This window comes from Nitrospira sp. (genome assembly GCA_024760545.1).
Classification (GTDB): domain Bacteria; phylum Nitrospirota; class Nitrospiria; order Nitrospirales; family Nitrospiraceae; genus Nitrospira_D.
Genome location: CP060501.1, coordinates 1,569,024 through 1,590,159, shown reverse-complemented (window position 1 = coordinate 1,590,159; position 21,136 = coordinate 1,569,024). Strand labels below are relative to the sequence as shown.

18 protein-coding genes are annotated in these 21,136 nt (G+C 57.3%); 15 read left to right on the top strand and 3 right to left on the bottom strand.

Annotation, left to right across the window (positions count from 1 at the left end; genetic code table 11):
* The first annotated feature begins 19 nt into the window (after positions 1-19).
* The 10 genes from H8K03_07570 to H8K03_07525 all read left to right on the top strand — a co-directional run bounded on the left by H8K03_07570 (position 20) and on the right by H8K03_07525 (position 11,192).
* Complete coding sequence (locus H8K03_07570; GenBank protein ID UVT21744.1) at positions 20-358, top strand: hypothetical protein; 339 nt, start codon at positions 20-22, stop codon at positions 356-358.
* Positions 359-507: 149 nt separating this feature from the next.
* Positions 508-1,149 (top strand): NAD(P)-dependent oxidoreductase, encoded by a 642-nt coding sequence (locus H8K03_07565; protein ID UVT22409.1) that lies wholly within the window; start codon positions 508-510, stop codon positions 1,147-1,149.
* A 44-nt stretch (positions 1,150-1,193) separates the two neighbouring features.
* The gene (locus tag H8K03_07560; protein UVT21743.1) at positions 1,194-1,724 is read left to right on the top strand and encodes an ester cyclase; all 531 of its coding nucleotides are present in this window, start codon (positions 1,194-1,196) and stop codon (positions 1,722-1,724) included.
* Positions 1,725-1,867: 143 nt separating this feature from the next.
* Positions 1,868-2,908 (top strand): hypothetical protein, encoded by a 1,041-nt coding sequence (locus H8K03_07555; GenBank protein UVT21742.1) that lies wholly within the window; start codon positions 1,868-1,870, stop codon positions 2,906-2,908.
* Between the two features lie 169 nt (positions 2,909-3,077).
* Positions 3,078-4,271: an efflux RND transporter periplasmic adaptor subunit gene (locus H8K03_07550; GenBank protein UVT21741.1), complete on the top strand. Its 1,194-nt coding sequence runs from the start codon at positions 3,078-3,080 to the stop codon at positions 4,269-4,271.
* On the top strand, positions 4,268-7,450 hold the full coding sequence (locus tag H8K03_07545; protein ID UVT21740.1) for a multidrug efflux RND transporter permease subunit: 3,183 nt from the start codon (positions 4,268-4,270) through the stop codon (positions 7,448-7,450). The genes H8K03_07550 and H8K03_07545 overlap by 4 nt, the downstream gene beginning before the upstream one ends.
* Before the next feature lies 1 nt (position 7,451).
* Positions 7,452-8,885, top strand: a complete 1,434-nt coding sequence (locus H8K03_07540) for an efflux transporter outer membrane subunit (GenBank protein ID UVT21739.1) — start codon at positions 7,452-7,454, stop codon at positions 8,883-8,885.
* A gap of 53 nt (positions 8,886-8,938) precedes the next feature.
* Positions 8,939-9,616: an SDR family oxidoreductase gene (locus tag H8K03_07535; protein ID UVT21738.1), complete on the top strand. Its 678-nt coding sequence runs from the start codon at positions 8,939-8,941 to the stop codon at positions 9,614-9,616.
* A gap of 28 nt (positions 9,617-9,644) precedes the next feature.
* Positions 9,645-10,751 carry an NAD(P)H-dependent oxidoreductase gene (locus H8K03_07530; protein ID UVT21737.1) on the top strand — a complete coding sequence of 369 codons (1,107 nt, stop codon included), beginning with the start codon at positions 9,645-9,647 and terminating at the stop codon, positions 10,749-10,751.
* Positions 10,752-10,781: 30 nt separating this feature from the next.
* Positions 10,782-11,192, top strand: a complete 411-nt coding sequence (locus H8K03_07525) for a hypothetical protein (protein ID UVT21736.1) — start codon at positions 10,782-10,784, stop codon at positions 11,190-11,192.
* 68 nt (positions 11,193-11,260) lie between these two features.
* Here the strand turns inward: H8K03_07525 and H8K03_07520 are convergent, their stop codons facing one another.
* Positions 11,261-12,961, bottom strand: coding sequence for a cation:proton antiporter (locus H8K03_07520; GenBank protein UVT21735.1), 1,701 nt, complete (start codon positions 12,959-12,961; stop codon positions 11,261-11,263).
* Between the two features lie 791 nt (positions 12,962-13,752).
* Between H8K03_07520 and H8K03_07515 the strand changes: the two genes are divergently transcribed.
* The 4 genes from H8K03_07515 to H8K03_07500 all read left to right on the top strand — a co-directional run bounded on the left by H8K03_07515 (position 13,753) and on the right by H8K03_07500 (position 18,507).
* On the top strand, positions 13,753-14,853 hold the full coding sequence (locus tag H8K03_07515; GenBank protein ID UVT21734.1) for a PAS domain-containing sensor histidine kinase: 1,101 nt from the start codon (positions 13,753-13,755) through the stop codon (positions 14,851-14,853).
* 45 nt (positions 14,854-14,898) lie between these two features.
* The gene (locus H8K03_07510) at positions 14,899-15,528 is read left to right on the top strand and encodes a response regulator transcription factor (GenBank protein UVT22408.1); all 630 of its coding nucleotides are present in this window, start codon (positions 14,899-14,901) and stop codon (positions 15,526-15,528) included.
* Positions 15,529-15,994: 466 nt separating this feature from the next.
* Positions 15,995-17,977: a response regulator gene (locus tag H8K03_07505; protein ID UVT21733.1), complete on the top strand. Its 1,983-nt coding sequence runs from the start codon at positions 15,995-15,997 to the stop codon at positions 17,975-17,977.
* Positions 17,978-18,039: 62 nt separating this feature from the next.
* Positions 18,040-18,507 carry a response regulator gene (locus H8K03_07500; GenBank protein ID UVT21732.1) on the top strand — a complete coding sequence of 156 codons (468 nt, stop codon included), beginning with the start codon at positions 18,040-18,042 and terminating at the stop codon, positions 18,505-18,507.
* Positions 18,508-18,864: 357 nt separating this feature from the next.
* Here H8K03_07500 and H8K03_07495 read toward each other — a convergent pair whose 3' ends face one another.
* Both H8K03_07495 and H8K03_07490 read right to left on the bottom strand, forming a co-directional pair.
* Complete coding sequence (locus H8K03_07495; GenBank protein ID UVT21731.1) at positions 18,865-19,398, bottom strand: hypothetical protein; 534 nt, start codon at positions 19,396-19,398, stop codon at positions 18,865-18,867.
* Between the two features lie 288 nt (positions 19,399-19,686).
* Entirely contained in the window at positions 19,687-20,649 is a 963-nt protein-coding gene (locus tag H8K03_07490) for a universal stress protein (protein UVT21730.1), read from the bottom strand.
* A gap of 225 nt (positions 20,650-20,874) precedes the next feature.
* On the opposite strand from H8K03_07490, the gene H8K03_07485 reads away from it, so the two are divergent.
* Positions 20,875-21,111, top strand: a complete 237-nt coding sequence (locus tag H8K03_07485) for a CDGSH iron-sulfur domain-containing protein (GenBank protein ID UVT21729.1) — start codon at positions 20,875-20,877, stop codon at positions 21,109-21,111.
* Positions 21,112-21,136 lie beyond the last annotated feature (25 nt).

Below are 21,136 nucleotides of genomic sequence, written 5' to 3'. Positions count from 1 at the left end.
CCATTCAAAGAGGTGCAAAATGATTCGTGTAGTCATGATGTCAGTGCTGATCGGCTTGTTGTCATTGGGATTTGGCGTTGACGGTTGGACAGCTGATGGCGCGGGCAAACGGCTCACGATTGTGAGTCCGACACAGGGTGCAGTGATAAAAGGAGATTCCGTCGAAGTGCGATACAAGCTGCCGAAGGGTACTGATGCAACGCACATCCATTGTTACGTGGATGGTGAATATCAAAAGGGGTTCAAAGGCGTCGTGAAGGGTCTCACACGCGGCTCGCACGAGATCAAGCTGGTAGCCGCAAGCCACGACCACGATGCACTGGGAACAGAAGCGATCGTGACGATCGAGGTGGAGTGATGTACAGAAAGTAGCAGTGGTTCGTGATCGGGCCGCCAATCTTGGTGCGTGCATAGCCTATTAACCGAGGAGGAGCCTACGCCGCCGTTCATGCATGCCTATACCGCTCAAAGCTATGCACTGATGCGCATCGCTAAAGGATATCCATGATGAAGATCGCATTGATCGGAGCAACGGGGTTCGTCGGATCGGCCATTTTGAAGGAAGCATTGGATCGCGACCATGAGGTCACGGCCATCGTACGGGATCCGGAGAAATTGCAACAGCATTCGAAGTGTCACCCTCTGAAAGGAGACGTTTACAATTCCGACGAAGTGGCCCGGTTGGTGGCAGTCCATGATGTTGTGATCAGTGCCTTCAATCCGGGATGGACTAATCCGGACATCTACAATCTTCAGATCAGGGGCGCACGAGCCATTATTGATGGAGTCAAGAAGGCTGGAATTACACGATTGCTGTTTGTCGGGGGTGCGGGCAGTTTAGAAGTGAAGCCCGGTGTCCAATCCGTTGACCTTCCCGAGTTCCCGGCGGAGTACAAGCAGGGAGCGCTTGCGACTCGCGAAACTCTGCACCTGTTGCGAGAAGAACCAAGCCTCGAATGGTCTTTCTTGTCTCCATCTGCCGATCTGTCACCCGGAAAGCGCACCGGCAAGTTCCGTCTCGGCACGGATCAGTTGCTTAGAGATGCCAACGGAGAGAGCCGCATCTCGGTCGAAGACTACGCCGTGGCCATGATTGATGAGATGGAGAAGCCGAAACATATCCGCCAGCGGTTCACTGTGGGTTATTGAATCGGAGCCTGACTGTTTTGTCGGCTCTCTAGGAGGAACACATCATGCGAGCGGCAACCTGGTTTCAGTTTGGGGTGGCAGGACTCGTGGCAACGATGCTCACGATGTTGCCGACAGGGTATGCCGCCGATCGAGCGTTCGATCCCAAGGAGCGGGATAACCTTGCCAACTTCGATGATCTGGATTTCAACGTCTACAGTGGCCAGAAGTGGGAGCAGCTTGGAAAGAGCCACGCCAAGAACATAATTGTCCACTGGCCCGATGGCCGAATGACGACAGGGATCGATGTGCATATCGAGGATCTCAAGGCGATGTTCGTCTTTGCGCCGGATACGAGGATCAAGGAACATCCTATCAGAATCGCGTCGGGTGACTGGACAGCGGTGACCGGCATCATGGAAGGCACGTTCAGCAAGCCCATGCCGATCGGCGACGGCCGGACAATCGCTCCGACCGGCAAGTCGTTCAAACTGACGATGGTGACCATCGGACACTGGAAGGATGGCGTGATGGATGAGGAGTGGTTGATGTGGGATAACCAAACCTTCATGAAACAGATCGGATTGGCCCTATGAACTCCCGGCGTAGCAACGCGCTGGACTGACTCCTTCTTCGTCGTTTTCGGCCGGCGTCTTTGGCAATACCACGGAGGTGTGCGCACGTCTTGAAGAGGGGCAGGTTCTTTTAGCCGGCACCCGCACATAGCATGGAGGGCTTTATGCAGGCACTTGTGCTGATTGCAATGATGAGCACGCTCATGTTCGGCGTTCCCGCTATTGCACAAGCCCCCGGCAAGTGGATCAAGGGTCCTGCATTTCCGGAACCCTCGGAGGAACTTGTCGGTGGATCGATTGGTGGCAAGTTTTATGTTTTCGGCGGACTTGGTCCGGGTTGGATCCCTCAAGGCCTCGTGTATGAGTACGACCAGCAGGTGAACAAGTGGACGAAGAAAAAGCCGATGGCCTTGCCGGCTCATCATGTCGCCTTCACGGAGCTCAATGGAAAGTTCTATGCGTTCGGCGGGTTCGTTCCGCCCGAATCCGGGCCACCGGCCTGGGTGCCGATCAACCATGCCTGGGAGTATGACCCGATTAATGATAGTTGGAAGGCATTGGCACCGATGCCGTCGAAACGTGGCTCCGCGGTCGCGGCGACCGTCAACGGGAAGATTTACGTGATCGGTGGGGCGGCGCTGCATCCTGGCTCAAGCGAGACCGCATTGTACCCGGCGCGGCCCCATCGGTCGGTGGCCACCGTCGAAGAATATGATCCGAAGACCAACCGATGGTCCGAACGTTCCTCGATGCCGACGGCGCGAAACCATGCGGCCATCGGAGTGGTGAATGACAAGCTCTACGTGATCGGTGGTCGGCTGGGCAGTGCCTTCATTTTTACCGCGAGCAACACCAATGTGGTCGAGGAGTACGATCCCCTCACCGACCAGTGGGGTTTGGTGAAAGCACGCATGCCGACCGAGCGAAGCGGGGGAGCTTGGGCCGTCTACAAAGGACGAATCTATGTGGCCGGCGGAGAACATCAGGATGGGCATCTCATGGCGGCGTTTCGCGCGTTGGAGGCCTATGATCCGGCGACGAACAGCTGGTCAGAACTTCCCATGATGCCGATGCCCCGCCACGGGTTGGCCGGAGCGGTCGTAGAGGGTCGGTTGCATCTCGCGAGCGGGGACATTCAGTCCGCCGGTATCACCGGCATGCGTGTGGTGACCGACGCACACGACATCTTCGAGTTCGGCGACTGATCACTCGGCGCGTGGTGTCACATGCAAGGGTCTGATCAGTTTCCGCATAGAGGTCAGATTTGGATAGTCTGCGCACTGGCGAATCGAAGTCATAGACGGGCGTATCGGGTTGCTGTTGTGGATCGGCGATTCAGTAGCCCATACTGAGCATCGATAGGTGGGCAAGGTCATGAACGAGACGATCCGCAAAAGACTCACGTTAGGCGGTGTTCTTTTGATAGGAGCCTCCGCCTTGCTCGGGTGCAAAGGCGAAGCCGGCTCTTCGGCGCCTCGCCCGACTCCTGAAGTCCAAGTCATCGAAACCACTTCTCAGACCGTCCCTGATGAACCGGAGTTTATCGGGCAGGCCGAAGCATCGAGCATCGTCGAAATTCGTCCGCAAGTCACCGGCATCATCAAGCAACGCTTCTTTTCCGAGGGACGCGACGTCAAGCACGGTGATCGCCTCTACGAGATCGATCCTGTGCCCTTCCAGGCAGCATTCGCGAGCGCCAAAGGACGAGTCGCGCAAGCCGAGGCCCGCGTCGTGCAGGCCAAGCAAAATCTGGCCCGTGTCAAGCCATTGCTGGTTGAGGATGCCGTCAGTCAGAAGGATGTCGACGACGCGATCGCGGAAGATCTTGCCGCACGGGCCGCGCTGGAGGCTGCACGAGGAGATCTCCTCAAGGCCAAGTTCGATTTGGACAATACGCTCATCGTGGCTCCGGTCGACGGCCTGATCGAGCGTACGCGGTACTACCAAGGGCGGTTGGTTACCGCACAGACGGACCTGCTGACCGTCATTCATCAAGTCGATCCCATGTACGTCATCGTGAGCGCGCCGGAGAGTTTTCTTCTCAAGCGACGTCGGGACACCCTTTCAAAACGGATACAGCACCCCGGGATCTACAGTTTGACGGGCACCGCTATTTTTGTGGATGGAACCACCTATGCGCATGACGGCGTGTTGGATTTTGCGGATATCGGGTTACGGGCGGAGACGGGTTCCCGGCAAGCGCGGGTCGTGTTCCCGAACCCTGATCGGGTGCTATTGCCCGGTCAGTTTGTGACCGTGCGCTTCCATGGAGTATCGAAGCCCAACGCCATTCTTGTTCCACAACGCGCGGTCCAGCAGGGTCCAAAGGGCGCGGTGGTCTATGTCGTCGGTCAAGGCGATCAAGTGGAAGTTCGAGACGTGAAAGCCACGGACTGGCAAGGGGACCAGTGGCTCATCGAGGACGGGCTCCGTGCCGGGGAGCGAGTCATCGTGGAGGGATTCCAACGACTCGTGCCCGGAGCTCAGGTCAAACCCGTCACGGTGGCCTCGACAAAGTCTGATACGCCTCCAACGCCGGCCGGTGGCGGCGTGGAACAGGCAAAATGAATCTCAGTTTTTTCATCGATCGGCCGATTTTTGCCTCGGTCCTTTCCATCGTCATCGTTGTGGTGGGGCTAGTGGCAATGCTGGCTCTACCCATCGCTCAGTTTCCTGAGATCACTCCCCCGGTGGTACAGATCGACGCTGATTACCCTGGTGCGAGCGCAGATGTCGTCGCGGAATCGGTCGCACGTCCCATCGAATTGCAGCTGCCCGGCATCGATCGGCTTCTCTACTTCGATTCGACGAGCACGAACGACGGTCACATGACCATCAAGCTGACGTTCGAAATCGGGACGAACATCGATATCGCGCAAGTTCAGGCCCAGAACCGCCAGAAGCTTGCCGAGCCGCAACTTCCGCCGGAAGTCGTCCGTCAGGGAGTGACCGTTAAAAAACTGTCGCCTGATCTACTGACGGTGATGGTGCTTAAATCGGACGATCCGCAGCAAGATGCACTGTTCCTATCGAATTTCGCGATCCTGCGAATCCTCGACAATATCAAGCGACTGCCCGGAGTCGGCGATGCGCTGGTCTTCGGACAACAGAATTACAGCATGCGTCTCGTCCTCGATCCGGTGCGCATGGCGCAGTTGGGTCTGACACCGACCGATATCGCGAATGTCGTGCGCGAGCAGAACCGTGACTTTCCCGCCGGAACCGTCGGACGCGAGCCCATGCCGATTCCCACGGAGCTCACGCTTCCTCTCATCACCGAGGGACGCATGACCGACGTGCGCGAATTCGAAGAGATGATCGTTCGAGCGCTGCCGAACGGATCGATGGTTCGACTCAAAGACGTCGCGAGGGTTGAGTTGGGAGCGCAATCCTATGTGCTCGAAGGTCGCTTCAACCGCAAGCCTACCGCGCTGCTTCTCACCTTTCTTTCACCGGGCGCGAACGCCCTCGACACGGTCAAGCGAATTCGCGGAGAAATGGACAGACTGAGCAAGGTCTTTCCACCCGGCGTTACGTACGACATTCCCTACGACACGACACGCTTTGTCGATGTCTCCATCAAGGAGGTGGTGAAGACCTTGGGAGAAGCCATGGTCTTGGTCGTCCTGGTGGTGTACCTCTTTCTTCAAAGCTGGCGCGCCACGTTGATTCCTGTCTTGGCGGTTCCCGTCTCGCTGATCGGAACTTTCGCGGGGATGGCCGCCCTCGGATTCTCCATCAATACCCTCACCCTCTTCGGCTTGGTGCTTGCCATCGGAATTGTGGTGGATGATGCCATCGTGGTCGTGGAAAACGTGGAGCGTCACATGGCGGGTGGGCTATCGCCGAAGGACGCGGCTAAGAAAGCCATGGGGGAGGTGGCCGGGCCCGTGATTGCCATTGTGCTGGTGTTGTGCGCGGTCTTTGTGCCGGTGGGATTTCTCGGCGGGATCACCGGTCAATTGTACAAGCAGTTTGCGATCACGATTGCGGTCTCCGTCGCGATCTCGGGGTTCGTCGCCTTGACGCTCAGTCCCGCTCTCGGCGCTCTGGTGCTGAAGCCGAGCCATGGGCCACGTAAAGGATTTTTTGGATTGTTCAACCGGCTGTTCGAGTGGGTTCAAGCTCGTTACTCAACAAGCGTGAGTCTCACGTTGAAGCACATGGCCCTCTCACTGGCGCTGTGCGGGGTGGTGATTGGTGTCGCAGTCAAATTATTTGCGGTGATTCCCATGGCCTTCTTGCCGGAAGAGGACCAGGGATATTTCATTACCGTCGTTCAGCTGCCGGATGGGGCGTCGAAAAAGCGGACGGACGCAGTCGTCGATCGAATTGAGCAGTACTATCATACCCTTCCTGCGATCTATGCAACACAAGCGCTGTCGGGACAGAACTTCGTCTTTAATACCAGAGGCACCAATACGGCGACTCTCTTTGCCCCTCTCAAACATTGGGATGAACGGAAGGGAAGGCAGGACCATGTCAAGGCGCTGATCGGAGGGGCGTTCAAGGAATTCGGTAAGATTCCCGGTTCGCTGATCCTAGCGTTTAATGCTCCTTCGATTCGGGGCCTGGGTGCCACCGGTGGTTTCTCCGTCCAACTGCAGGACCCGAGCGGCGGGGATTTTAAACAGTTTGGCGCGGTTGCTCAGGAGTTTGTCAAAAAGGCAAGTCAGGACCCGGCGATTGGAGCGGTCAGCACGAGTTTCCGCGTGAGCGCCCCGCGAGTCCACGCCAAGATCAATCGGGAGAGGGCCAAGGCGCTCGGGGTGCCGATCTCCGAAGTGTTCGACACGCTTCAAGCCTATTTCGGCAACCTGTACATCAACGATTTCGTCAAATTCGGCCGTGTCTATCGGGTCCAGACCGAAGCGGAGCCCCAGTATCGATCCCGCCCGGCCGATATCAGCAAGATTTATGTTCGAGCCGTGAACGGCCAAGGCCCTGCTATGATTCCGCTCGACACCGTGGTGACGACGAACTACTCCAGCGGGCCAGACCCCGTGACCCACTTCAACGGATTCAATACTGCGCTTGTCTTGGGTTCGGCGGCGCCAGGCTACAGTTCGGGCCAGGCGCTCGATGCGTTGGAGCGGGTGGCGCAAGAGGTGTTGACCCCTCAGGGGTTCGACATCGATTGGAGCGGGATATCGTATCAAGAACGCAAGGCCGGTTCTCAATCGATTGTCGCGTTTGGGTTCGGGTTGCTCATGGTGTTCTTGGTGCTGGCTGCCCAGTACGAGAGCTGGACCGTTCCGTTCGCCGTGATCCTGGCCGTCCCGTTTGGAGTGTTCGGCGCCTTGTCGGCGGTATGGTTGTCGGGAATGACGAACGATATCTATTTCCAGATCGGCTTGGTGACGCTTATCGGGCTTGCGGCCAAGAATGCCATTCTCATCGTGGAGTTTGCGAATCAACGGTACCAGCACGGTCTTCCATTGAGGGATGCCGTGGTGGAAGCGGCCCGACTTCGGTTCCGACCCATCCTCATGACCTCATTGGCCTTTATTCTTGGCGTGGTGCCGCTGGTCGCCGCCGGTGGAGCCGGCGCGGCCAGCCGCCATTCGATCGGGACCGGTGTGTTCGGAGGAATGATCGCGGCGACGATTCTTTCCGTCTTATTTGTCCCCTTGTTCTTCACACTGATCCGAATGTTGGGAAAGCCGGCTCCCCGACCTGTCCAACAAGACAGAACCGGAGAAGACCGTACCGGGCTCGCTTCGGCTTCTGTGCAAGGAGGACTTTGATATGCGTATCCTCCCGCTGTTAGGCCTTTCGAGCGTACTGCTTTCCTGCGCAATGGGGCCCGATTATTCGCGCCCTGATATTCCGGCCAATGATTCGTTTCGCATGGCCAAAGAAGCCACTGACCTCCCGTCTCTCGCCAATATGCCCTGGTGGGAATTGTACCGTGATGAGGAGCTTCAGAAGCTTATCCGTATTGCGTTGGAGGAAAACAAGGATCTCGAACGCGCCGTCGCGACGATCGAAGAGTTTGAATCGCGGTTGTTCATCGCGCGGACAGACTACATTCCTCAAATGACGGGGACGGCCAATTTCCCCTTTGCACGGTCGGGCGGAGTCCGTTTCGCAGGATTCCCGAGTCCCTTCAGCTACTACGTGCAGGGAAATCTCGCTTGGGAAATTGATGTGTGGGGACGGATCCGCCGGTCGAATGAAGCGGCCCGCGGTGATCTGCTGGCCAGGGAGGAAAGTCGGCGCGCGATCGTTTTGCAGTTGGTCGGTGGAGTGGCGCAGGCCTATTTCGACCTTCGGCAGTTCGATCTGCAGCTGGAGATTGCCGAACGCACGTTGAAAGCATGGGACGAGTCCGTGCGAATCAGCCAAGCTCGCCACCGGCAAGGACTGATTCACGGGCTGGATGTCGAACAGTTTCAAGCGGAACGGGAAAACGCGGCGGCGCGCATTGCGGATCTGAAGCGCCAAGTGATTCTGAAAGAAAATGAACTGAGTGTGTTACTAGGGAGGAATCCAGGCCAGATCGCCAGGGGGCAATCGTTGACCGATCAAGTCGTGCCGCCCATCGTGCCGGCCGGTCTCCCATCCGAATTGCTGCAGCGGCGGCCGGATATCGTCCAGGCAGAGCAGCAGCTGGCTGCGGCGACGGCCAGAATCGGAGCCGCGAAAGCCGATCGTTTTCCCAAAGTCTCGCTCACCGGACTTCTTGGCCTTGCCAATCCAAGCTTATCCAAACTCTTCACGGCCGGAGGAGACTTCGCAGCCTTCGGTCCGACGCTGACCGGTCCCTTGTTGAATGCGGTAAGCCTTGGATTTCAGCAGAAGGCCGCCGAAGCTCAGTCCAGGCAAGCGATCGCCCAGTATAAACAGACGATCTTAGTAGCCTTCAAGGAAGTTGAAGACGCGCTGGCAGGGGTCGCGATGGCACGTGAACAGGCGGCTGCGCAGGAGCGACAGGTGAATGCGCTGAAAGCGGCCCTGCGCCTGGCAAATCTCCGGTACAAAGGCGGCCTTGCGAACTATTTGGATGTCTTAATCGCGCAACGGAACCTGTTCGACGCGGAATTGGCGCTCGCGACGACCCACCGCTTATATCTGATATCGGTGGTCCAGCTGTACAAAGCGTTAGGCGGTGGTTGGTCGCCTCAGGAGTCTGGTCGAGAACAGCCGGTGGCCGCCGCGATCCAAACGGGAGATCACTAGCGCGGCGAACTATCTTGCGGCCTGATGGCGCCTGTCATTCGTGAGGCGATCCAATGGGATTGGAAAGGAAAGTTGTGCTGATTGCAGGAGGGGGCGGAGCCCTAGGACACACCGTCGTTCCGGCGTTCGTGCGTGCCGGGGCGCGGGTGATTTCAGTTGATCGCCATGGATCTGCAGGCCAACCGGATGGCTGGGTCGCGGTCGCAGCCGATGTGACCGATGAAAGCGATGTGCGGCGGCTTGTCGAGGAGGTCGTGCGGATGGAAGGCCGCATCGATGCCCTGGTCAACCTGGTCGGTGGTTTTGCCCTGGGTCGTGCTGCGGAGACGGACGTCCCCTTGTGGCAGCGAATGCTGACGTTGAATCTCACGTCGGCGTTCCTGCTTTCCAAGGCGGTCATGCCACATATGCTGGGAAGGCGGAGTGGGAGGATCGTCCATGTCGCTGCCCGTGCCGCGGTCGAACCTTTTCCCGGTGCGGCGGCGTACATCGTGTCGAAATCAGGACTTGTGGCGCTGATCCGCGCGCTCGCGACGGAATTGGCCGGGTCTGGTGTCATGGTCAACGGCATATTGCCGACCACCATCGATACGCCGGCAAATCGGAACAGCATGCCTGATGTGGATCCCTCGACGTGGGTCAAGCCTGAATCCGTTGCCCAGGCGCTGATCTATCTCGCGTCCGATGAGGCCAGCCAGATCAACGGGGCCGTTATTCCAATGGGAACGTGAGTCGAGACAAACACTGCGAGGAATATTGATGCCCGAGAGCAACTGGATTGATGTTGGGTCTGTCGAGGAATTGAAGAACAAGCCCTTGCAGGAGGTCGTGTGCGGGACGACGGCCATCGCACTGACGCACAAGGATGGCGCGTTTGCCGCCATCTCCGGAGTCTGCAATCACGTGGGCGGCCCGTTAGGCGAAGGCACTCTCGAGGGCGACTACGTGGTCTGCCCCTGGCATTACTGGAAGTTTCATCATCGAACCGGTCAAGGAGAACCCGGCTATGAGCAAGATCAGGTTCCCGCCTACGCAACCAAGGTGGAGAACGGTCGACTCTACGTCGACCTTTCCTCAGCGACAAAGCGCAAGAAGCAGGTGCATGCACCGCATCCCTTGGCGAGACCGGTCATTCGCCGGGCTGGCCCGATTCGGGTCGTAGGCATCTCTACGACGGCGATGACTGTCGCCCATCCGCGCTACAGTGGATCGGATGCGCTACTCGAGACTGCCTTGGAGCACGCGAAGACTGACCTTCAGCTCGAGATCCAGTACATCAAGCTTCGAGACTTGAGCTTCCGAGCCTGCGAAGGATTTTATTCCAAATCGGCACAGGCCTGCACATGGCCTTGTTCGATCACACAGATGGACCCGAGCGATCAGCTCGATCGCGTGTACGAAGCCATCGTGCATTGGGCCGACGTGATTCTCATCGCCACGCCGATCCGCTGGGGGAATGCGAGCAGCCTGTACTACAAGATGATCGAGCGGCTGAACTGCATTCAGAATCAGGAGACGATCGCCAGCAAACACTTGCTGAAGAACAAGGTCGCCGCTTTCATCATCATGGGCGGGCAGGACAATGTCCAAGGCGTAGCCGGGCAACTCTTGACGTTTTGGGCCGAGGTCGGCTGCCAATTTCCGCAATTCCCGTTCATCGCGCATTCCAGAGGCTGGAGCGCTGAGGATATGGAGCGGAACGTCATCGAGGTCCAGAACAGCCGGGAACTTCGGGAAGGGGCGCAGGAGCTGGTGGCACGCGCGGCAGACATGGCAAAGCTCATGATCGACGGACAACTTCCCGAGCATCCCCTGGCTCGCGGCGGGCGCAAGGCGCATCAACTCGACAGCGAGCCTACCGGCTGACAACCACCAGTTCGACGAGGAGACAATGGTATGCCGAAGCAAAGGGGAAGAGATATCTCAATGCACAATCTCATTCAGGCCCTTCTTCATCTGCACAAAGCGTTGTTGGACGATGAGCGGATGTCCTACGAGCGTGTGCACGGGAGGATTCCGTCCAACGGGATGTTCTTGCAGTTGGTGCTGAACGATGGCTGGTTTGCCTGGTTGCGTCCGTTGTCCCAGTTAACGGCCAAGCTTGACGAACTTAGCGAGGCCGTTGAACCATCGAACGACGAGAAGAGCGCCGTGCTTGAGTCGGTGGGGAAGCTTCTCACCCCGACGGAGGCTGGGGAGGCGTTCGGCAGACAATATTACGATGCGCTGCAACGGGGACCGGAGGTGATTCTGGCGCACGCGGCGGTTAGAAACTTGCTCGCGCAGTCCATTCCCAATCGGAGTTGATGCGGATGGGGAAGCATCAGGAGCACCGATCGGTGCAAAAACGACGCTGGAGGGCTTTTGCGACATCCTCAACCTGTTTGCCGCTTCGTTTCCATGGATTGCCGATACTGTTCGACGTAGTCCAGAATGCGGTCCTTCGGTACCCCAAACCAGTTCAAGGCATGCCGGATCAAGGTCGCCGATGCCTCGACTTCAGGCTGAATGACCTCGGTTGCCCCAACGACACCGAGTCGCTCCCCTTCCGCTAGTCCATGTGCACGGGCCAGGATCGGAACTTTTGGATTGAGGTCTCGGATGCGACTCACGGTCAGTGCAGCGGGCTCGATTTCAGGCAATGCTACGATCATCAGAGACGCATCTGCCGCTCCGGCCTTCGTGAGCAACTCGCGATGCGAAGCGTCGCCATAGAGGCAGGCCGTACGCTTGGCTTGTAGCCGGCGAATGATGTCCGGATTTCGGTCGATCACCACATAGGGAAGACTGAAGGCTTCCAACGCCCTTCCGAGCGCGCTGCCGACTCGTCCGAATCCGCATAGGACAACATGCTGCCGGAGCGGTTCGCCTTCCGGCGGCCACGGCGTCGTGTCGTGTTGATCATGAGCGAGACGTCTCTGAACGAGCCAGCCGGGCACATACCTGACAAGAGCGGCATTCATGAGAATGGTAATGAGTGACGCGGCAAGCGTCGCATTGTAGACTTCACTGCCGACATGGCCCGACGATTTTGCAACCTGCACAAGGACAAACGAGAATTCGCCGATTTGAGTGAGACCAATTCCCACCAGGACTGCGGTGATCCATGGGTAGCCGAACAGCCGCACGACGGTCATCCAAATCAAGAGCTTTCCGGCCACGATCAAGGCAATCATCGTAGCAAGGAGAGAAATGTTACTGAGGATAACGCGCGGATCGATCAGAATACCGATGGTCACGAAAAAGAGCGCGACGAAGGCATCACGCAGCGAAAGAAGCCGGGCCAAGGTTTCGTGTCCATAGTCGGATGCACTGATAATGAGCCCGGCCAGGAAGGCTCCCAAGGCGAGAGAAAGTCCGACCATCTGTGTGACGGCGGCAGTCCCAAGGCTGATGGCCAGTGTGACGAGGAGGAAGAGTTCTTGATTCTGGGTCCTGGCGACGTGAGTCATGATCGGTGGGATGACTTTGGCGCCCAGGTATCCCACTGGCACAAGGATCAATAGAGCCTTTCCCAAGGCTTGACCGATCAGAAGCAATCGCCCCGAGTCGAACTCTCCGAGGGCCGGCATGAGCACCGTCATCCCTACGACTGCGACGTCTTCGACCAAGGTAATGCCGATCATCACCCGTCCGTGTTTTGAGCGAAGCTCGCCCCGATCTACGAGGAGACGCGCGAGCACCATGGTGCTCGCCATGGAAATGACCGCACCGATCACGATGCTCTGGATGGTCGGCCACCCGATCAGACTCCCGACCACGGTGGCCAATCCGATAGACATGAGAATGCCGAGCGGACCTCCGGCAAGGGCGACCCATTTGACCCGCATCAGATCCTTCACTGAAAACTCAAGTCCGATCGAGAACATCAAGAGAATGACGCCGATCTCTGCAAACAGCTCGAAGGCATGCGGTTCAGAGATCGTAAGGCCCGGGGTAAATGGACCGATCGCGATGCCACCCAGGACGTAGCCGAGGATCAACGGCTGCCCGGCAATTCGGGCGAGTACACCGCCGGCGACGGCGGCAAGGAATACCGTGGCAAGGTCCGAAAAGAACAAGGGATTTGGCTGCACGTCATACCTCTTCAGCGAACTCTATCCGCACATTGACCGGCCATGGCCGATTGGCGGCGATGGTCACATGACCGGGGAACGAAAATACCATAGACGAGGTGAAGAATGTCGCCTCTTCATGAATCAATCGTGGTCTTGCCTAATAGTTCTCGCATGGGTCCAAACTAAGAGATCAGACCCCTTGTGAGTCCTTCATAGCCGACGGGCCCTGAGGAGATCCTTATGCGATGGCGTCCAGTTGGACAAGATCAGCTCTCACACGTAACTGAGCCGGTCCGGGCTAAGGTCGCATGCCATCCGAAGCCGCATGCCTTATCACGGCAGTGAGCCCTAAGACACTTTCCCGAGTGTAGAATTTAGGCTATACTTGCTCCCGATCCGACTGGCCATGAACATGAATTCCGCTCTGACGCAAGCCCTTGGATGGTCGCGAGCGCAGTCTCATCGGGCGCGGTCCCTCATTTCACGATATTAACCGCCAGCCCGCCTGCGCCGAAGAAGCGCCGAGTGTAGAATTCCACGCGTGGGGAGAACGCCGATCCGATGAGTATCGCTTCTCTCTCATCACCTCTCATATTGGTCCTTCCGTCGCTCTGGGTCTTTGCCGGTATCTTTCTGTGTTGCAGCGCCCTGTTCAGAATCGTTGGCCTGGTCTATGCCTTTGTCAGCCTGTATACACACTATTCCCTCAGGCAGCGATGGACGTGGCTGGTCGGCATGTTCTCTGTGTGCCTCCTGCTGCTCAATTCAGATGAATGGTCGACGGCCTGGGGATTATTCGCGAGATCACCATGTGCAAGCGGACTGAGTCAGCGCTGCGGGTGAGCGAAGAACGCATCCGCGCCACCGTTGAAAACACCCCCTATGTCGCCGTGCAGTGGTATGACAACAACGGTCGCGTACTGTATTGGAATCGCGCCTCCGAGACCATGTTCGGCTGGAAAAGCGAGGAGGCGCTCGGCAAGACGTTGGATCAACTCTTCCTCACGCCCGAGGACACCGCCGTATTTGTCAGGTTTCTGGAAGAAATTCGGATGACCGGCCGGTCGTTTGGGCCTACAGAATCGAGCTTCCATCACCGCGACGGCAGCCCTGGCGTCTGTCTTTCGACGACGTTCGGCATTTCAAGTCCCGACGGTGCGCCATGCTTCGTACGCATGGACGTGGACGTGACCGAGCGCAACAGGGTTGAGGGAGAACTTCAGCGGACGTATCAACAACTCAGGGAGTTGATACGTCAATTGGAAGCCTCACAGGAAGCGGAGCGCAAACGGATCGCACGGGAACTGCACAGCGAATTAGGACAGTTGGTCACGGCCCTCCATTTGGACCTGATCTGGCTGAGTTGCAAGGACAGCGAAGCAGAGGGCGGAGCGCAAGCAGGCGAGATCGCATGCAGATTGAAATCCATGATGAAGCTGGTGAACGCGCTGACGAACTCCACCAGACGCATCGCCATGTCCCTGCGCCCCAGCCTGCTGGACGATTTTGGATTGGTCGCTGCTCTGGGGTGGCAAACCCGAGACTTTCAGGAACGGACGGGACTGGAATGCACGCTACTGACAGGTCCCGATGTGGCGCAAATGCAAATCAAGGATTCCCATGCCACGGCGCTTTTCCGTATCGCCCAGGAGCTTCTGACCAACGTCATCCGCCATGCGAACGCGCAGCGCGTGCAGGTCTGTCTTCAGGAGGAAAGCGGCGCGCTCGTGATGACCATCAACGACGATGGGCGAGGGATTATGGAGGAGGATATGGCTAAGGCGATGTCCTTCGGGTTGCACGGCATTCGTGAACGACTGGTCTCGATCAAGGGTGAACTCACGATGAAGGGCGTCCCTCATCGCGGGACGTCCGCGAGCGTGCGTGTCCCCATGCCACAACAAGGGTAATGCCGCGAATCATTCCGAGCCGAGGAGGCTGGAGGCCCGACCATGCTGAGGGTCATGATCGCCGATGACCATGCCATCGTCCGACAAGGGTGGAGGCAGATTATCGCTGAGGGTTTCGAGCAGATGGTTGTCGCAGAAACCGGATCGGGACGTGGGGTGCTGGACACCGTGAAGGATGATCTCTGGAGCGCGGTGGTCTTGGACGTTGATCTACCGGACATGAACGGCTTGGATGTTCTCAAGGAACTGAAGGCCCGACGGCCTGACGTACCAGTCGTGATACTCAGCTTTCACACGGAGACGGAGTATGCCGTTCGCGCCTTCAGGGCCGGCGCAAAGGCATATTTGACGAAGGACAGCGCGCCGGACGAGTTGTTGGCCGCGCTGAAAAAAGCGATGCAGGGAGGCAGGTACGTCACGGTCTCTTTGGCTGAAGCGCTGGCCGAAAGTTTCGCACACGAAGCTCCCACCTTGCTGCATCAGACGCTGTCGGATCGTGAACTGGCGGTCCTTTGCCTCATAGCCAAGGGCAAGACCCTCACGGAAACCGCCGATCAACTGTGCCTCAGCGTCTCGACGGTCGGCACGTACCGATCTCGGTTGCTCGAAAAACTCAAGCTCCGAACGACCGCCGAACTGATTCGCTACGCCCTTCGTCATCATCTCGTCCAGTGAACGCTCCTCCTTCCTGGTCCATTCATCAGTCGCCCTGCCACGGTGCTGTGGCTCCATTCGGCAGTCGGCCGTAAAAACTATGAGAATAAATTCAGGGCTCTTACGACGGACTGTGCTCACATCGAATCGGTAGGATTACCGGTGGTTCGGGAGCGGAGCGGTCTCGCCCCGGAGGACTCTGCATGAAGATCGTTATTGCCGGCGATGCCGTCATATTTCGCGAGCGGGTCAGGATGCTGGTCGCGGAGCTGCCTGCAGTCCACGCTCACTTCCGCTCTGGATCGCCACCTGATGGTTCTTGAGGCTGTCCTCATGCCGTCACACGTGATCTTCGGGAATTCTTCGACACTCGCCAACGATTTTCCGACAGGAAATTCCAATTTTTGCCGATAGACGCTCGTGCAGGTCCCATGCATGTTGAAACTAGGCGATGCTTGTCTACAACTAAACTGTGAAGAGGCAAGTCATGAAAGTGCTCATTGCGGATGGCGAGGCGATCGTGCGCCGCAAGTTGTATACGATCTTACAGGATGTCCCGGGCGTCGAAGTCGTTGGGACGGCAGACAAAGGGCAAGAAGTGCTTGCCCTCATCGAGAGAGAATGCCCCAATGTCGCGATCCTCGACATCAACGTGCCGGAGAAAACAGGGATCGAGGTGCTCCGGCGCGTCAAAGGCAAGAAGCCCGCGCCGATCACGATCATCCTGACGAATCATGTGGATCAGGAACACCGCGAAGCCTGCCTCACGGCAGGGGCTGAATTGTTCATTGATAAGGTGCACGGCCTCGATCAACTCCGGCCGATCCTACGGGGCTTGAGTGAGCAGTTTCAAGCGCTTCGCGCCGTGGTCCTCACCCATAAGGAAAGCGAGGCGATCCTTCGGCAGACCATGGAACGGCTGCGCGAGACGATGGAGCGATTCCATCTCGCCGTCTCCGGCTCGTCCGACGGCCTCTGGGACGTCACCTTCTTGCCGGGAACGCCCTGGCATAATCCGGCTCAGCCGGTGTGGTATTCCACACACCTGAAAGAGATGCTCGGGTACGCCGAACATGAGTGGCCCCACGTGCTCGCGAGTTGGGATACGCTGTTGCATGCGGACGATCGGGCGCGAGTCTTCGCCGCAATCACGGCCTACCTTGAGCGTCGAACGGTTCGTTACGACATCGAATATCGGTTGCGCACCAAACAGGGAGAAGTCCGATGGTTCCGGGCCCGTGGGATTGCGATCTGGGATGAGTCCGGACGCGCCTCCCGCATGGCCGGGTCGTTGAGCGATATCACCGATCGCAAGCTGCTGGAATCGCAGCTCCTGCAAGCCCAGAAGATCGAATCTCTAGGCCGGTTGGCCGGCGGCATCGCGCACGATTTTAACAACGTCCTCACGGCTATTTTGGGTTACAGCCAGTTAATCGAAAGTCAACTCTCAACAGAGGATCAGCTCTACGGTCATGTCAAGCAGATACGCAAGGCGGGCGAGCATGCTCTCGCCTTAACGCAGCAACTGTTGGCGTTCAGCCGCAGACAGGAACACCGCCCGCAGGTGCTGGATCTGAACTCGGTGATCAGCAAAGCAAATGACCTGCTGCAGCGTTTGCTCGGAACCGGTGTTCAGTTGTCGCCACGGTTAACTCCTTCATTGAGTGCGATTTTCGCCGATCCTTGTCAGGTCCAGCAGGTGCTCTTGAATCTTGTGATCAACGCGCGTGACGCCATAGGCCGCACCGGCACTGTCACGATCGAGACGGGTGAGGTCGAGTTGGACGAACTGTATGCCCGCTCGCACGTTGCGGTATCGCCCGGACGCTATGTGATGCTTGCGGTGACTGATACCGGGTGCGGCATGGACGAGCAGACCAAATCCCGCATCTTCGAGCCCTTCTTTACCACGAAGGGCGACCGAGGAACCGGCTTGGGACTGGCCACGGTCTATGGGAGTGTCAAGCAAAGCGGAGGCAGCATCTGGGTCTATAGTGAGCCGGGGCAAGGCACCACGTTTCGGATTTACTTTCCTTGCGCTTCCCAGGACGGGGACAAGAATGGGACGGGGAGTGTTCCCCTTGCCCCCCTGACAGCCGAGCGAGGCACCGAGACGATCCTTGTTGTCGAGAACGATGCCAACGTACGCTTGGTCGCCGTCGAGATTCTGAAGTCCCTGGGGTACCTGGTCCTGGAGGCGAGGAGTCAGATTGAGGCGCTGGCACTAGTCAGGATTGCCGAAGACCCGATCCAACTTCTCGTGAGCGATGTGGTCATGCCGATGATGAACGGGAGGGAGTTTGCCCGGGAAATGCTGCGGTTGCGTCCAGGATTAAGAGTGATCTTCATGTCTGGTTACTCGGAGGACTACGTGACGGCGCAGGGCTTTATGGATCCTGGTAGCGAATTTGTGCAGAAGCCGTTCACGGTCCATTCGCTGGCAAACAAGGTTCGAGCGATTCTGGGTTAAAGCGACCATTCCCGACGAGTCTGAAGCGATAGAGAGTCCAACTCAAGAGGTTTGCCCCATTTATGAAGCCACATATCCCGGACGTCCTGCTCCGCAAAGTCCGGGAAATTCTCGATGAATTCGATACGCGACGAGATTTCTTCGTTGGGTTCGAGGATCTTATGCCCACGATTCTTGTTGTCGATGACGACCATCAGATTCGAGTCTGGGTACGCCGGATTCTTGAGTCCAAGGGCTACCAGGTCGAGGAAGCCGGCGATGGAAAGGAAGCATTGGCCTACCTCGAACGGGCTGAGCCTGTGCTGATCCTGCTGGACATCTTTATGCCCAATGTGGATGGCCTGGAAGTCCTGTTGCATCTCCGGTTGTGTGCCAAGCCCGCCAAAATTCTGGTACTTTCCGGCAACCCAATCAACGGGTTCGATGTATGTCGAACGGCAAAGGTTTTCGGTGCCCACGATATCATTGTCAAACCCTTCAGCGCGCAGGGCCTACTGCAGCGGATTGAATCACTGTTGTCCACAGCGTGACGAAATGGTTCCTGTCTGTACCGACCTTTCGTTGGCTCAAGCTAAGGGGCAGCCTGAGCTGTCCCCGATTTCTCACATCACCTGAAATGAGGGTTCATCGTAGTCCACCCCGAAGTCATCAGCATGCGCTCGATTCTCACCGCGTGAAAGGTTTAATGATGAGAAGAGGCTCGAAAAGAGGATGAAAGAATGTGGGGTGGTTTGGGTGAGGATTTCTGTCGGGAGAGAAACCAGGTAGGGTTACTGATCAAACAGCTATACGGGTAAAGTCGGAGTTTTGTAGGAGGAGCTCCCATCGTTCAATGGAAGCTCCTCCCGTAACAATGACCGAAAGGCGAGTAAACAGGAGATGGTTACCTAGGGCAATGTATATGTCAGATTCGGCCAGACCGCATACCCGATCGCTTGACCGCTTTTCCCTTCCTGCAGCTCAAAAACAATGCTGGTCTGGAAAGGGGTTGTTCCTGACATTCCGGTGAATCCACCGGAACCGCCCGTAAACGTGAAATCGCCCACACATTCTTTTAAATTTCCAGTGCACTTCCAGTGGGCATATCCGACGTCCTTGCCTTCATGCGCCACGATCGTGCAGAGGCCTTCTATCGCCTGATAATCCTTGCTTCTATTAAGATTCACACGCACCGGACAGGTCAGTTTGGATGAATGGACAATCAGCTTGCCCCCGTCCTTATGACGGGAGATCAACACCCCTTTTACAATTCCATTGACGACCTGTTCTCCGTTTCCAAGTTCCAAGAACTCGCCGGTTCCGTTCCAACTCGAACTGGAGTCACCTGACTCAACGGTCTTGGCATATGCTGAAGAAGCGTTGATTAGAAATGCGGACACACCTATACCTAATACGAAAATGAAGTGCAGAACGACTCGCATGCGATCTCCTTTCAGATAAGGCTCTGTACTGAATAAAATGCCAGGTCAGCTTAACGGCCTGAAAGCATCGGCAGTCCCTTATAACGAATACGAGGAGGTAAGATCAAGCGAGAGCATGCCCAATGTGGTCCCTGTTATAGGTCCGCCCGCGCTTCGTTGGTACTGACCATAACCTCTTAAGTTCTTGAATGTCCTGAAAAGAGCCACCTCAATGGGGGCGGCGCGGTTGTGTAACTGATTGACGTTGTATCGCCGGTGATATTTCGATTCTCTGAAAGCCGAAGCGTATTAACGGGTACGGTTGCGCGGAGAGGAGCGCCTCGCACCGTTCGTGATGTCAAACGGGTTTCTCACTTGAGCCTTCACAGTAAAGACCGGGCACGCGGCTCTTCGAACCACAGCTTCGGCAACACTGCCGAGCATGAGTCGCTTCATGCCGCGACGGCCATGGGTTCCAACGAGGATGAGATCGGTTTTCTGGTGTTTTGCCTGGTCAAGAATGACCTCAACCGGACTTCCCGTGATCACGACCTTATCGGCGATGACCTCATCTGCTCGGGACGCCGCTATGATCTTCTGGAGCTGTTCGTCACAGCGCCTCCGCGAGAGTTCATCGACGCGAAGAGTGTCAGATTGCGAGGAGGCTGATGGCTCGGTGGCATGGACCAGCACCACCCGCGCGGTTAGCCGTTTTGCCAGCACGACGGCGGTCCGAAGCGCGGCCTTCGAAGAAGCAGAAAAGTCCGTTGCTACTAGAAGGCGAGATATCCTCAGCCGGTGTGGATTGACAGGGGTATGGTGCGTAACAGATGCGCTGACCGTAAGAACGGCGCAGAGCGTCCGGCGCAAGGTGCTCTCCGCAACGCTGCCTAGCCGAAGCCGATCCCAGCCGGTCTTACCTTGAGTTCCCATGGCGATAAGGACAACGTGAGAGCTATGCGCAACTTCCAGGATGGAATCCACAGGAATGCCCACCAGCAGTCTGTGATCGGCCATGAGGCTGTTCTCGTGGGCAAGGCGAACTATCCGGCCCAGTTCAAGCAGAGCCTTGGTCTTCAAGGAATGAAGGGAGCGGCGCGCGGCCGGAGACCAATGCTCGAAGCCGGGAGGGGCTTTCACGACATGCAGGACCATGAGACGGAGATTCAACGCCAGTGCAAGTTTAAGAGCATACGGAAATACCAGTTTCCCCGGCTTCGAAAAGTCGGTCGCCAAGAGGAGTGTTCCATTCTTGCGTGCGGTCGTATTCACAACGAACTCCGTGGAGCTGCAAACGGAGGATACGAAAATACCATAGAGGAGGTGAGTAATACCGCCTCTTCATGAATCAATCGTAAGGGGTCTGTAGAGGGCAGATCGAGTGTGAGAGGGAAGCGGTCGAAGGGACTCGCGCAAGGAGGCGGTGCGAAGTGCGTCATGAAACGGTATACTTTGGCCGCGTAGTCCGACTTAACCATGACCGAGGGAGGAACACTCATGGGACAGCCACGCATTGCAGCCAAGCAGCCGGCGGTATTGTCATTGGACCCGGGAACCTACTATTGGTGTCAATGTGGGCGTTCGAGGGATCAGCCGTTCTGTGACGGATCCCACCAAGGTACCGGGATCGAGCCGGTCGAATTTACGCTCACAGAGAAACAGGAAGTCGCCTTGTGTCAGTGCAAGCAGACCAAGACCCCGCCGTACTGCGACGGGACACACAAAACCCTCTGACGTCCAGTGAGGCCTCTGGTTGTCG